Origin of the sequence: Aromatoleum aromaticum EbN1 (genome assembly GCF_000025965.1) — a bacterium.
Lineage (GTDB): Bacteria > Pseudomonadota > Gammaproteobacteria > Burkholderiales > Rhodocyclaceae > Aromatoleum > Aromatoleum aromaticum.
The window spans coordinates 403,963-417,075 of sequence record NC_006513.1 but is presented as its reverse complement, the minus strand read 5'-3'; the positions used below and the strand labels follow the sequence as shown (position 1 = coordinate 417,075).

The 13,113-nt window shown below is 67.0% G+C and carries 13 protein-coding genes and 3 pseudogenes; 15 read left to right on the top strand and 1 reads right to left on the bottom strand.

The genetic code is table 11. From position 1 onward, the window contains the following. Positions 1–95 precede the first annotated feature (95 nt). Positions 96–1,340: an MFS transporter gene (locus EBN1_RS01895; protein ID WP_011236226.1), complete on the bottom strand. Its 1,245-nt coding sequence runs from the start codon at positions 1,338–1,340 to the stop codon at positions 96–98. A gap of 450 nt (positions 1,341–1,790) precedes the next feature. Here EBN1_RS01895 and EBN1_RS01890 point away from each other — a divergent pair, with 450 nt between their 5' ends. From EBN1_RS01890 to EBN1_RS01825, 15 genes and pseudogenes are all read left to right on the top strand, one after another. After that, positions 1,791–2,537 carry an SDR family NAD(P)-dependent oxidoreductase gene (locus EBN1_RS01890; protein ID WP_011236225.1) on the top strand — a complete coding sequence of 249 codons (747 nt, stop codon included), beginning with the start codon at positions 1,791–1,793 and terminating at the stop codon, positions 2,535–2,537. A 72-nt stretch (positions 2,538–2,609) separates the two neighbouring features. Beyond that, on the top strand, positions 2,610–3,428 hold the full coding sequence (locus EBN1_RS01885; RefSeq protein WP_011236224.1) for an enoyl-CoA hydratase family protein: 819 nt from the start codon (positions 2,610–2,612) through the stop codon (positions 3,426–3,428). A gap of 317 nt (positions 3,429–3,745) precedes the next feature. Then, entirely contained in the window at positions 3,746–4,507 is a 762-nt protein-coding gene (locus EBN1_RS01880; protein WP_011236223.1) for an enoyl-CoA hydratase/isomerase family protein, read from the top strand. 183 nt (positions 4,508–4,690) lie between these two features. Next, complete coding sequence (locus tag EBN1_RS01875; RefSeq protein ID WP_011236222.1) at positions 4,691–5,440, top strand: TetR/AcrR family transcriptional regulator; 750 nt, start codon at positions 4,691–4,693, stop codon at positions 5,438–5,440. An 86-nt stretch (positions 5,441–5,526) separates the two neighbouring features. Then, on the top strand, positions 5,527–6,138 hold the full coding sequence (locus EBN1_RS01870; protein WP_041646808.1) for an rRNA large subunit pseudouridine synthase E: 612 nt from the start codon (positions 5,527–5,529) through the stop codon (positions 6,136–6,138). A gap of 40 nt (positions 6,139–6,178) precedes the next feature. Beyond that, positions 6,179–6,631, top strand: a complete 453-nt coding sequence (locus tag EBN1_RS01865; protein ID WP_083783014.1) for a DUF192 domain-containing protein — start codon at positions 6,179–6,181, stop codon at positions 6,629–6,631. Between the two features lie 166 nt (positions 6,632–6,797). Then, positions 6,798–7,935, top strand: a pseudogene (gene flhB / locus EBN1_RS01860) (flagellar biosynthesis protein FlhB). Positions 7,936–7,967: 32 nt separating this feature from the next. Continuing rightward, positions 7,968–8,291: pseudogene (locus EBN1_RS22960) on the top strand (FHIPEP family type III secretion protein); the annotation flags it as partial. Beyond that, a complete protein-coding gene (locus EBN1_RS22955) occupies positions 8,289–8,588 on the top strand; it encodes an FHIPEP family type III secretion protein (protein ID WP_370298884.1) in 300 nt (99 codons plus the stop codon). The pseudogene EBN1_RS22960 and the gene EBN1_RS22955, both read left to right, overlap by 3 nt. 112 nt (positions 8,589–8,700) lie before the next feature. Beyond that, positions 8,701–9,621 carry a flagellar biosynthesis protein FlhF gene (locus tag EBN1_RS01850; protein WP_011236217.1) on the top strand — a complete coding sequence of 307 codons (921 nt, stop codon included), beginning with the start codon at positions 8,701–8,703 and terminating at the stop codon, positions 9,619–9,621. Next, a complete protein-coding gene (locus tag EBN1_RS01845; protein ID WP_011236216.1) occupies positions 9,510–10,250 on the top strand; it encodes a flagellar motor protein in 741 nt (246 codons plus the stop codon). Before EBN1_RS01850 ends, EBN1_RS01845 begins: the two co-directional genes overlap by 112 nt. Positions 10,251–10,349: 99 nt before the next feature. After that, positions 10,350–10,709, top strand: a pseudogene (locus EBN1_RS01840) (transposase); the annotation flags it as partial. Positions 10,710–10,795: 86 nt separating this feature from the next. Further along, entirely contained in the window at positions 10,796–11,101 is a 306-nt protein-coding gene (tnpA, locus tag EBN1_RS01835; protein WP_011236214.1) for an IS66 family insertion sequence element accessory protein TnpA, read from the top strand. Beyond that, positions 11,101–11,460 (top strand): IS66 family insertion sequence element accessory protein TnpB, encoded by a 360-nt coding sequence (gene tnpB, locus EBN1_RS01830; protein WP_011236213.1) that lies wholly within the window; start codon positions 11,101–11,103, stop codon positions 11,458–11,460. The genes tnpA and tnpB overlap by 1 nt, the downstream gene beginning before the upstream one ends. Before the next feature lie 28 nt (positions 11,461–11,488). After that, positions 11,489–13,105: an IS66-like element ISAzo19 family transposase gene (locus EBN1_RS01825; protein ID WP_011236212.1), complete on the top strand. Its 1,617-nt coding sequence runs from the start codon at positions 11,489–11,491 to the stop codon at positions 13,103–13,105. The last annotated feature ends 8 nt before the right edge of the window (positions 13,106–13,113 follow it).

Sequence of the window (13,113 nt, the reverse complement as noted above, 5' to 3'; positions counted from 1 at the left end):
GGGCAAAGTCTCGGCTCGGCCACCTCCGACGCCGCCTTGCAGCAGCAAGCACACAAACGGCGGTTCGAAGACCGCCGTTGTTTCGTTCCGCGTTCCTAGCAGTTCGAGCCGCCCCCTTCCGCCACCGCATGTCCGGCAGGAGCGCTGCGCGTGTCCGGCGGCGTGCGTTCGATCACCAGCAGCAACAGCCCGGCGGCGACGCCTGCCACAGCGGCCCCCGCCATGAGACCGGTCGCGGCGCGCCAGTCCCCGCCTCCCGCAGTAACGGCTGCGGCAATCGCCGGTGGTCCGATGAACTGGCCGAGGTTCGAGCCCTGCACGAGCAGTCCATTGACCGCCCCGATGTGCCGGGGCGACGGCGCATGAGCCGTCAGGCCCGAGAACGCGGCAGCCGGGAGAATGCCGCCGACAGAGGTAAACAGCAGGCACAGGCCGTAGCGCAGTGCGTCCGGCAGGCGCTCGTCGAAAATGCCGAACGCGCACGCCAGCATGAACAGCGACGTTCCGCAGATCAGCGTGCCACGGCGGATATCGCGGTGGACGAGCCAGCCGCCGACTATGTTGCCGGGCACGTTTGCCGCGACCACCCCTGCGGTCAGCGCGCCGGCGAGCGACACCGAAAGGCCGCGGTGGTCGACGAGGAAGCTCGGCAGCCACACCATCAGCGTGAACCACTGCAGCGTATACGTGAAAAACGCGGCGGTCAGGCACCACGCGCCCGGACTGCGCAGGGTTTCCAGGATCACGTCCGAAGCGGGGCCGCTGGGGGCGTTCGCCGGCGCGACGAAGCGCTGGCGCATGCGGTAGAGCAGTGTCGCGCAGGCGAGCGTCGCGCCGGCGAGAACGAGCCACAGTCCCCGCCAGCCGAGTGACGGGAGCAGGAACGGTGCCGTCAGCATCGCGACGCTGCTGCCGAACGGCAGGTAGATGCTCCACAGGCCGAGCGTGAGGCGATAGTCGCGTGGCGCCGTGCTGCGCGTGATCAGCGAGGGGAGGGTGACGACGACGGCGATGAAGCCGCTGCCCTCGAGCACGCGGGACAAGAGCAGCAGCGTGTAACTCTGCGCGAAGGCGCCGAGGAGCGCGCCGAACACCATCATCGCGAGCCCGAGCAGTGCCAGCCGAAGCTCGCCGACACGTGCGCTCGCACCACCGAAAAACAGCGCGCAACAGCCCCCGAGCGTCGCGAACGTCGACATCACCCAGCCCGCCTCGACCATCGTCAGCCCCAGCTGGTCGCGCATTGCCGGCAGCGCGGGCGGGACCTTGCCGATGGCCGCTGCCGCCACCATGCCTGAAAAGATCGCGATGCCCACTGCCGCCCATGAAGTCTTCTGCATTGCTTTCCCCTGGAATATGGATGAATGATTGAGTGCTCAGTCACAACAGTCAACTGTGCGACATGCGAAGCCGTTGCCGAGGCTCTCGAACACGTGGCTTCCCGGGGCGGCACACGTCGATCGATAGCCGGCACTTGCGCGCGTCGCGGACGAGCGGTGGGTCCCTGTCGTGTTACATCATGCAACGGGATATTCCCTGTTCCCGCCGCGATGACGCCCGCCTGATCCGGGCTGGGCCAGCGCTCGCCCGGAGAGCTTTGTCGCGTAGACGAGAGGAATCCTGCATCAGGGGGGTTGACTTGATCGACTGACTGAACAATCATTCATACACCAGCTGCACTTCGATACGGAACCAGGCGCGGCGTGTGACAAAAGGGGTTCGTGAGCGGCAAGGCCGGCATCCGGACACCCGACCAGGCAAAACTTTGTGAATCAGGAGGCGAGAACAAAATGCGGCTTGACGGAAAAACGGCAGTAGTCACGGGCGGAGCATCGGGAATCGGCCTGGCGACGGCGGAAACGCTGGCGCGCGCCGGAGCTTATGTGCTGATCGGTGACATCGACGAGCAGAAGGGCGCCGCCGTCGCCGGCGCGCTGTGCGAACAGCAACTGGGTGTGGACTTCATCCGCCTCGACGTCACCGATCTCGATTCGATCGCTGCGTTCAAGGACGAAGCCTACCGCCGCCGCCCCCAGATCGACATCGTCGCGAACGTCGCGGGGTGGGGCAAGATCCAGCCGTTCATGGAGAACACACCGGACTTCTGGCGCAAGGTCATCGACCTCAACCTCCTCGGGCCGGTCGCGGTTTCGCACGCGTTCCTGCCGCAGATGATCGAGCGCGGCGCCGGCAAGATCGTCACCGTCGCGAGCGACGCGGGGCGCGTCGGCAGCCTCGGCGAGACCGTGTATTCGGGAGCGAAAGGCGGTGCGATCGCGTTCACCAAGTCGCTTGCCCGTGAAGTCGCGCGTTACAACATCAACGTCAATTGTGTCTGCCCGGGACCGACCGACACACCGCTGTTGCAGGCAGTGCCGGAGAAGCACCGCGAAGCTTTCGTCAAGGCGACGCCGATGCGGCGCCTTGCCAAGCCGTCCGAACTTGCCGATGCGGTGCTGTTCTTCGCCAGCGACCGGGCGAGTTTCATCACCGGCCAGGTCATCAGCGTGAGCGGCGGGCTGACGCTCGCGGGCTGACCGGTTCCCTGCCAGTTCCAACCCCAACCCGACCCCCACTCTTTCCCAACAGTCGATCATCAGGAGAATGTTATGTACAAGCTGAAAGCCGCCGAATGGCGCCCCGAGCATTTCAAGCTGGAAGTCGCCGACCGCGTTGCGACGATCACCCTGAACCGTCCCGAGCGCAAGAACCCGCTCACGTTCGAGAGCTACGCCGAGCTGCGCGACACCTTCCACAAGCTGCAGTATGTCGATGACGTGCGCACCGTGGTCATCACCGGCGCCGGCGGCAACTTCTGCTCGGGCGGCGACGTGCACGACATCATCGGGCCGCTGACCAAGATGGACATGAACGGCCTGCTGACTTTCACGCGCATGACCGGCAACCTCGTCAAGGAAATGCGCAACTGCCCGCAGCCGATCATCTCGGCGGTCGACGGCATCTGCGCCGGTGCCGGCGCGATCGTGTCGATGGCCTCGGACCTGCGCTACGCAACGCCGGAAGCGAAGACTGCATTCCTGTTCGTGCGCGTCGGCCTCGCTGGCTGCGACATGGGCGCGTGCAGCATCCTGCCGCGCATCATCGGCCACGGCCGCGCGTCCGAGCTCCTCTACACCGGCCGCTCGATGAGTGCCGAGGAGGGCCGCGCCTGGGGTTATTTCAACGACATCGTGCCGGCCGAGAAGGTGCTCGGACGCGCGCAGGAGATGGCGCTGTCGCTCGCCAACGGCCCGGCGTTCGCGCATTCGATGACGAAGAAGTGCCTGCACCAGGAATGGAACCAGACGATCGAGCAGGCGCTCGAGACCGAGGCCGAAGCCCAGGCGATCTGCATGCAGACACAGGACTTCACGCGCGCCTACAACGCGTTCGTGAACAAGCAGGTGCCGAAGTTCGAAGGCAACTGAGCCGGAAACGGCAACGCCCCGGTGTCGGTACGGCGTCGGGGCGGGAGAGGGAAAAACATGGCCGCGCGGCCAGAGGGAGCCGGCGCCCGAGGGCGTCCCTTGCGCCGCCGCGGTTTTCGTCGGAACACGGGCTCTGGCGATCCGCTTTCGGGGCATCGCATCGAACGGCTTGCGTGATACCACGCTGCTCATCTCCTCCGACGTCCGCAAACGCCGGCGATGCCCCTTTTTATACTTGATCGCGCCGTGCCGATTCCCCTTTCAGCGGGCGCCGTAGCGGCGCCGTGGGCCGGGAATCGGGCTCCATCGAGGGATTTATGATTTCGCTAACTATTGAAGCTTCGGTCGCGACCGTGACACTGTGCCGGTCCCCGGTCAATGCGATCAACGAGGAATGGATCGAGCAGCTCGACCGCATCCTCGCCGAGATCGAACGCACGCCGCGCGTCAACGTGCTGTGGATCCGCAGCGGCGAGCGGGTGTTTTGCGCCGGTGCGGATCTGGAGCTGATCCGCTCGTTGTTCGACAGCGAGACCGGGCGCAGGCAGATGATCGCGATGACCCGCCGGATGCAGGAAGTGTATGCGCGCCTCGAACGTCTCCCGCAGGTGTCGGTCGTCGAGATTGGCGGGGCGGCGATGGGCGGGGGCTTCGAACTCGCGCTCGCGTGCGATCTGCGCGTCGTCGCCGACTCCGCCAGGATCGGCCTGCCCGAAGCGCGGCTCGGGCTTCTGCCGGCGGCGGGCGGCACACAGCGCATGACGCGCATCTGCGGCGAAGCGGTCGCAAGGCGGCTGATCCTCGGCGCCGAAGTGATCGGCGGCGCGGAAGCGGTCGCACTCGGCTGTGCGCACTGGGTCGCGCCGGCTGCCGAGCTGGAATCGGTCGCGCGGGCCGTGGTCGAACGCATTGCGGCGCTGCCGGGTACGGCGCTTGCCGAATGCAAGCGCTGCATCGATGTCGCGGTCGCCGCCGAGGAAAATGGATTCGAAGTGGAACTCTCCGGCAGCGCGGCGCTGCTCGCCGACGCCGAGACGCAGCGGCGCGTGCAGCGATTCCTCGACAAGCAGCGGCAGTAAAAGTGCCATGTGTGGCGGCGCCGCTGCCGGGAGCGCTGCGCGAGGCGGTTCCGCCAGCGCTGTCGAGGCGGGCCCTCATGACCGCGGGCGCGGAAACACGCACGCAGTGATGGCACAATACGACGTCCGACGCGATTCCGGCGCCGGCCGGCGGCAGCAACAGAACATCCCCGAGGAACGATCATGAGTTCAGCAGAAAGCGTCAAGAGCGTGGTTTCCGACCCGAAACTGGTCGAGGAGCGCCGTCACCAGATCATCCGTGCGGCGACGAAGCTTTTTTCCGAAGAAGGCTACTACACGACGACCATTCTGCAGATCGCCCGCGAGGCCAAGGTGAGCACCGGGCTGATCTACCAGTACTTCGGCGACAAGGACGATATCCTGTTCCTGACGCTGAAGCAGGTGCTCGATACCTACGAGAACGAGATTCCGCGCCAGATCGAAGGCCTGACGCACCCGGTCGAGCGCCTGTGCCGGGCGATCTGGGCGTATTGCGCGATCGTCGACGCGCAGCGCGACGCGACGGTGCTCGCCTATCGCTCGACGAAGTCGTTGCGTGCCGATCGGCGCGGTCTGATCATGGACGGCGAAACCCGTACCAACCGCCTGATCGAGAAGGCGATTCGCGCGTGCACCACGGGGGGTTTCATGCGCCCGATCAACGAGCATCTCCTGTCTTATCAGTGCGTCACGTTCGCGCATGCGTGGGCGCTGAAGTACTGGGCGTTCCGCGATCGCTACACGCTCGCCGAATACGTCGATGAAGGCCTCCAGCTGATGGTCGAACCTTTCCTCACGACCAAGGGCAAGACGGTGCTGGCGCGAATCCGGCAGAGCGCGGCGGAGGCAGCGGAAGCGGCGGAGGAACCTTCCGCCACCGCCGCGAGGGTCACGACCACAGCCGCCGCTGACGCGAAATCGTCCAACGACTGAACGCGGTGGCGGCCCTCGAGAGCCGGGCCGCGGGACGCGAAGCAACGCGCGCCGCGCCGTCGGGGACCGGCCAAAGCAGCGATCCGATGTCCCGCCTGATCCTCCTCAACAAGCCGTATGGCGTGATCTGCCAGTTTTCCGGCGACGGCGTGCACGTCACGCTCAAGGCCTTCGTCCCGGTGCCCGGCGTCTATCCTGCCGGGCGGCTCGACACCGACAGCGAAGGCCTGTTGCTGCTCACCGACGATGGCGCGCTGCAGCACCGCATCGCCGATCCGCGCCACAAGCTGCCGAAAACCTATCTGGCGCAGGTCGAGGGCGAGCCCGGCGAGACGGCGCTGACCGCGCTGCGTGGCGGGCTCGATCTGGGGGACTTCGTCACTCGTCCATGCAGTGCACGCCGCGTCGCCGAGCCGGACTGGTTGTGGCCGCGCGATCCGCCGGTGCGGTTCCGCAAGAACGTGCCGACCTCGTGGCTCGAGATCGTGCTGCACGAGGGGAAGAACCGCCAGGTACGACGGATGACGGCGAAAGCCGGTTTCCCGACGCTGCGGCTGATTCGGGTGGCGATCGGCGACTGGTCGCTGGCCGGGCTCGCTCCCGGCCAGTGGCGCAGCGAGCAGGTGCAAAGCCCGGTAATGTCCGGTGCGAAGCGATTCGCGGGCGCGGACGGACGGCGCAGAGGCGGCCAAGAGTAGAATTCCGCGTCGAAACCGCACCCGGGCTGCTGCCATGTTCATGAAACGTTGTTTCGTCCGTCACGCCGCGCTGTTTCTCGCGAGCTGTCTGCTCCAGGTTCCGGCCGCGCAGGCCGACTTGCCGCTCGTCGAACTGGGAGCGGGGATGTACCGCATCGAGGCGGAGCTCGCGCACACCGACGAAGCGCGCCAGACCGGCCTGATGAACAGGCCCGCCATGCCGGCGCACCGCGGCATGATCTTCGTCTTCGCCCACGACGCCCGCCACTGCATGTGGATGAAGAACACGCTGATCCCGCTGTCGGTCGCGTTTCTCGACCACGAAGGGCGCATCCTCAACATCGAGCAGATGCAGCCGCGAAGCGAGGACAGCCACTGTGCCGCCGGCCCGGCACGCTTCGCGCTGGAAATGAACCGGGACTGGTTTGCGGGACGCAATATCGCTCCCGGCGCCCGGATCCGCGGTGTCGACAAGCTCCCCGCGGCGCGCTGAGCAGCGCGGTTCGTCCCGGTTTCGCCTTCCGGCTCCTGAATTAAGGGTCTTTCCCGCCGCTTATCGCCCGCTGTCGCCTGTCGTCGCGCCGCGATAATCCCCGCAGCTCGTCGTTCGCCCACATCGCGCGGGCGACTTGCGGCGCGGCGCAGGCAAGGAGCCGGCGATGGCCGAAGACAGCGATCTCGAGAAAACGGAACAGGCATCGCCACGGCGGCTGGAGCAGGCCCGCGAGGAAGGGCAGGTTCCGCAGTCGCGCGAGCTGTCGACTTTCCTCGTCCTGATCACCGGCGCCAGCGGCCTGTGGCTGATGGGCGGCTGGATCGGCGAGCGCATGCTCGGCATGCTGCGCCACGGCTTCCGTTTCGAGCGCGCGCTCGCCTTCGACCCGCAGCTGATGCTGCAGGATTTCGGCGACTTGTTCACGCAAGCCTTGCTGACGATGCTGCCGCTGTTCGGCGTGCTGATGGTGGCCGCGGTCGGTGCGCCGATCCTGCTCGGCGGCTTCGTGTTCTCGCCGAAGGCGCTCGGGCTCGAGCTCGACCGCATGGATCCGCTCAAGGGCATCGGGCGGATGTTCTTGCTGCACGGGCTGGTCGAAATGCTGAAGTCGCTGCTCAAGGCGGCGGTCGTCGGCGGCATCGGCGTTTTCGCGATGTGGCGCGAACGCGATCACATCTTCGCGCTGACTTCCGAGGCGGTGGAGCGCGCGGTGCCGGATTTTCTGCAGGCGGTGCTGTTTTCTGCGCTGCTGATCATCATGGGACTCGCGCTGCTGGCGCTGATCGACGTGCCGTTCCAGCTGTGGCAATACCACAAGCGCCTGCGCATGACGAAGGAAGAGGTCAAGCGCGAGGGCAAGGAGCAGGAAGGCGACCCCCACGTCAAGGGCCGCATCCGGAGCATGCAGCGCGAGATGGCGCGCCGGCGGATGATGGCCGAAGTGCCGAAAGCCGACGTCGTCGTGACGAACCCGACGCATTTCTCGGTCGCGCTGAAATACGACGCGCAGAAGATGGGCGCGCCGGTCGTCGTCGCGAAAGGGCGTGGCGAGATCGCGCTGAAGATCCGCGAGCTGGCGAAGGAGCACAAGGTGCCGCTGCTCGAGGCGCCGCCGCTCGCGCGCGCTGTACAAGCACTGCGAACTCGAGCAGGCGGTGCCGGGCGCGCTCTACACCGCGGTGGCCGAAGTCATGGCCTACGTGTACCAGCTCAACCGCTGGATGGCCGGCGGCGATGTCCCGCCTGTCGTGCCGGGCAAGCTGCCGGTGCCCGAAGACATGGACCCGGGCGCACCGGCCTGATGCGCCGCGCTCCGACTCTCTTGAGGTAGGCAATGTTCGAAGCCCTGAACCTGCGCGCGCTGATGGCGCCGGCGAACCTGCGGATGCTCGGCGCGCCGGTCTTCATCATCATGGTGCTGTCGATGATGGTGCTGCCGCTGCCGGCGTTCGCGCTCGACGTGTTCTTCACGTTCAACATCGCGATCTCGGTGATGGTGATGCTGGTGGCGATGTACACGAAGAAGCCGCTGGAGTTCTCGGTGTTCCCGACCGTGCTGCTGGTGACCACACTCCTGCGCCTCGCGCTGAACGTCGCCTCGACGCGCATCGTGCTGCTCGAAGGCCACACCGGTCCGGATGCCGCGGGCAAGGTCATGGCGCTCGATCCTTCGCTCGAGCGCATCCTCGGCCAGGCGGTCGGCGCCGGCGGCGGCGAGGGCGGTGTCATCGAGCCGAGCCTCGCCGATGGCCTGTTGCGCCACGCCGCGGAAGTGGCGCAACGCCAGGAGGACATCGGGCTGCCGCCGGTGCTGCTGGTGCCGCCGCAACTGCGCTGGCTGCTGTCGCGCTTCCTGCGGCGGGCGGTGCCTTCGCTCAAGGTCATCGCGAATTCCGAAGTGCCCGAGACGCGCACGATTCGTGTCACCGCGATGGTCGGCGGCGCGGCGCGCTGACGCATGCCCGAATAGGCGGGGGAAACCGCTTTTATTCCACCCTATCGGGGTCCGCGGCGCCGACGATAATCGGAACCATCCTGCGCCGAGTGCGTAGCCGGGGGACACTCAAATGAACGTGAAGCGCCATTTCGCCCAGACCGCCCGCGAGGCACTGCGTGCACTCAAGGCCGAACTCGGCGCCGATGCGATCGTGCTGGCGAACCGCACCGTCGAAGGCGGCGTCGAGATCCTCGCGCTGCCGGCCGACGCGGTCGGTGCACTGCAGAGCGCGACACGTCCGGCGTCTCCAGCTCCGGCCCCCGCCGCCCCGGTCGCGGCCGCGGCCGCTCCCGCCCGGGCCCCGTTCCCGGCTTCCCCGCCGGATATCGACGACGATTTTCACGTCAGCCTGTCCGGCCGACGTCCAGCGCCCGCAAGCCCGCCCGTGGAGCGTCAAGCCTCCGCACCGGTCGTCAGGCCGTTCCAGCCGCCGCGAGTCGAAGCGCCGGACTACATGATGCGCACGCCGGCAATGCCGCGCGGCACGGATCCGCTCGGGGGCGACTGGTACGCCGAGCCCCGCGCGCACGCGATGCCTGCCGAACCATCGCCGGCTCGGGTCGCAGTGGAAGCACGTCCCGCCGCGGCGGCTCCGGGCGCGGCGCATGACGCCTCACCGCGCGCAGAGGACATGCGTATCCGCGACCTGCAGCAGGCGAATGCGCGGCTGATGGACGAGCTGACCGGCATCCGCGAACTGATCGAGCGCCAGCTCTCCGGCTTCGCATGGGGCGAAGCGCGGCGCAACGCGCCGGCGCGCGCCGACATCGGCTGCGGGCGCGCATCCTCGGTGCTGGCGAGGCCGGCGGCGCGCGGCGCGGCCGACCGCGAAAGACCCCTCCGGCCGCGGCCTGAACGGGGTTTCACCGGCTCTCTCGCATGGACAAGACCAGTCTCATCGGCATCACGCTCGGAATCGCCGCGATCCTGTCGGGACAGGTGCTCGAGGGCGGCCATATTTCCTCGCTGGTGCAGCCGACCGCGTTCCTGATCGTCGTCGGCGGGACGCTCGGCGCGGTGATGCTGCAGAGCCCGCTGCCGGTATTCCGCGATGGCATGCGGATGGCGAAATGGGTGTTCGTGCCGCCGTCCTCGAACCACACCGACCTCATCGCGCAGACCACCGACTGGAGCCACATCGCGCGCAAGGAAGGCCTGCTCGCGCTCGAAGAGCGCATCGAAACGCTGCCCGATCCGTTCGTGCGCAAGGGGCTGCAACTGCTCATCGATGGTGTGGAGCCGCAGCACCTGCGCGACGTGCTCGAAGTCGAAATCGACGCCTGGAGCGCGCAGATGCGGCTCGGCGCGAAGATCTGGGAAGCGGCTGGGGGCTACGCGCCGACGATCGGCATTCTCGGCGCGGTCATGGGCCTGATCCACGTGATGGAAAACCTCTCCGATCCGTCGCGGCTCGGCTCGGGCATCGCGGTCGCATTCGCCGCGACGATCTATGGCGTCGCCTTCGCGAACCTGATTTTCCTGCCGATCTCGAAGAAGCTCCTGGCGCATGTCGCGAGTGGCGTCTCGCAGCGCGAGATGCTGGTGGACGGACTCGTCGGCATCGCCAGCGGCGACAACCCGCGCATCATCGAGAGTCGCATGCAGGGCTATGTGAGCTGAAGCCGGTGATGGAATTCCTCCTGCCGCGCGCCGCTCGGCCCTAGCAGCGTGTCGGACTATCCCCTGTAAAATGACGCGTCGCCCCTGGAACCCGAGAGCATGAGCCGCTTCCGCCCGATCGATCGCCAAACGGACTACCTGCTACCACCGTCGGTGCAGGACTGGCTGCCCGAATCGCACTTGGCGCGCTACGTGGTCGATGTGGTGGAAGGGCTGGACCTGTCGGCATTGGAGCGCGCCTACGCGGGTCGCGGTAGCGATGCCTACCACCCGGCGCTGCTGCTGTCGCTGCTGATCTACGGCTACGCGACGGGAACCCATTCGAGCCGCAAGATCGAGCGGGCCACGTACGACTCGCTGGCCTTCCGCTTCATCGCGTGCGACCAGCATCCGGACCACGACACGCTGGCGACGTTCCGCCGCCGTTTCGGCGATCAGTTCGCCGATGCCTTCGTGCAGGGTAAGCGGTAACTGACCGGCGTTATTCCAGGGCACGTGATCGACGTGGACAATTGCCTCCAGGGTCAACAATGGAGGGATCGTTCATGGCAGGGGTGCTCAAGCGCAAATGGCGCCGGCGCAGCCGAGAGGAGTGGCAGGAGGTGTTCGCCCGCCACGGTTCGAGCGGGCTGAGCGTCACGGCATTCTGCGCGCACGAGTCGATCAGCGTCTCGAGCTTTCAGCGCTGGCGTGCGATCGTCGGGCCGGTGTGCGGCAAGGCCGTCGCGGTGGGGCCGGCTCGGCAAGAGGCGTTCGTCGATCTGGGAGTGCTGGGTTCGGGCGGCGCTTCGCGCTGGGAGTTGAAGCTTGACCTGGGTGACGGCGTGGTGCTGCACCTGGTGCGCGGCTGATGTTCTTTCCCGAAGGCGCGGTGCGGGTGCATCTGTACGGGCGCCCGGTCGACATGCGCAAATCCTTCGACGGCTTGTATGCGCTGGCGCGCCACGGCGTGGGACAGGATCCGTTGTCGGGGCATCTGTTCGTGTTCATCAACCGGCGCGCGACCCAGATGAAGGTGTTGTACTGGGACCGCAGCGGGTTTTGCATCTGGGCCAAGCGGCTCGAGTCGGGTCGCTTCGTGTCGGACTGGTCGCGGGCGACGAGCCGCGAGATGGACTGGACGGGGCTGAAGCTGTTGCTCGAAGGCATCGAGCCGGCACGCTTCAAAAAGCGCTTCGCGCTGCCCGCAAGTCACCGCAAACCCGCATGAATGCTGGCTTTTTTGGTAAAATGACGCCATGCCTCCGACGCCTTTGACGCAGCTGCCGACCCGTGAAGAAGCCGCCCGGTGGACGGCCGATCAGGTCGTCGAACTGGCGGGCGCGCATCTGGCGCAGCAGCGCCAGTTCGAGGTCATCAAAGGCGAATGCGAGGCGATGCGCCACCAGCTCGACTGGTTCCGGCGCCAGCTCTTCGGGGCGAAGAGCGAGAAGCGCCTCGTGGACGCCAACCCGCATCAGATGAGCCTGGGCGAGTTGCCGGTGCCCGAATCCTCGCCGCCGCCCCCCGGTCAGGACATTGCCGCCCACACCCGCCGGGCCCGCACCAGCGACTGCGCCAAGGGCGACGCATCGGCGCTGTTCTTCGACGAGGCCCGCGTGCCGGTCGAGACCATCGAGGTGCCCAACCCCGAGGCCGAGGGGCTCGCCCCCGACCAGTTCGAGGTGATCGGCGAAAAGGTCAGTCACCGCCTGGCGCAGCGCCCGGGCAGCTACGTGATCCTCAAGTACGTGCGTCCGGTGATCAAGCGCCTCGACACCCAGGCGATTTCCTGCCCGGCGGCACCCGGGGGGGTGATTCGCGGCAGCCGCGCCGATGTGAGCTTCGTCGCCGGGCTCATCACCGACAAGTTCTGCTACCACCAGCCGCTCTACCGCCAGCACCAGCGGCTCGGCGACAATGGCATCAGGGTGTCGCGCCCGTGGCTCACGCAGCTCACCCACGGGGCGCTCGCGCTGCTCGAACCGATCTTTACGGCCCAACTCGACTCGATCCGCGCGAGCCGCATCAAGGCGATGGACGAGACCCCGATCAAGGCCGGCCGTGCGGGCCCCGGCAAGATGAAGGGCGGCTACTTCTGGCCGGTCTATGGCGAACGTGACGAGATCTGTTTCGTCTATCGCGAGAGCCGCAAGGCGCAGCACATCGAGCAGATCCTGGGCACCGACCCGCCGCCCGAGGGGGCGGTGCTGCTCACCGATGGCTATGGCGCCTACGAACGCTATGCCGAGAAGTGCGGGCTCACGCACGCGCAATGCTGGGCGCACTCGAGGAGGAAGTTCTTCGACGCCCAGTCGGTCGAGCCCGAGCGCGCGGGCCGGGCGCTGGAGATGATCGGCAAGCTCTATGCGGTCGAAAAACGCATCCGCGAGGCCACGCTCGTCGGCGAGGCGTGCCGGGCGTACCGGATCGAGCATGCACAGCCCGTGGTCCACGAGTTCTTCGCCTGGGTCGATGCCCAGTTCGACACCCACGGCCTGTTGCCCAGCTCGCCGCTCACCACCGCCATGGCTTATGTGCGGGAGCGCCGGGCCGCCCTCGAGGTGTACCTGCGCGATCCTGAAGTGGCGATCGACACAAACCATCTCGAGCGGGCGCTACGCGTGGTGCCGATGGGTCGTCGCAACTGGCTCTTTTGCTGGACCGAGGTCGGCGCCAAATACGTCGGTATCGCGCAGAGCCTGATCGCCACCTGCCGGCTGCACGACATCGATCCGTACGACTATCTGGTCGATGTGCTGCAGCGTGTCGGCCAACACCCCGCTGCCGACGTCGCGCAACTCACCCCCCGTCTGTGGAAGCAGCACTTCGCTGCCAACCCGCTGCGATCCGATCTCTTCGGGATCTCGAAGTAGTCAAGAAC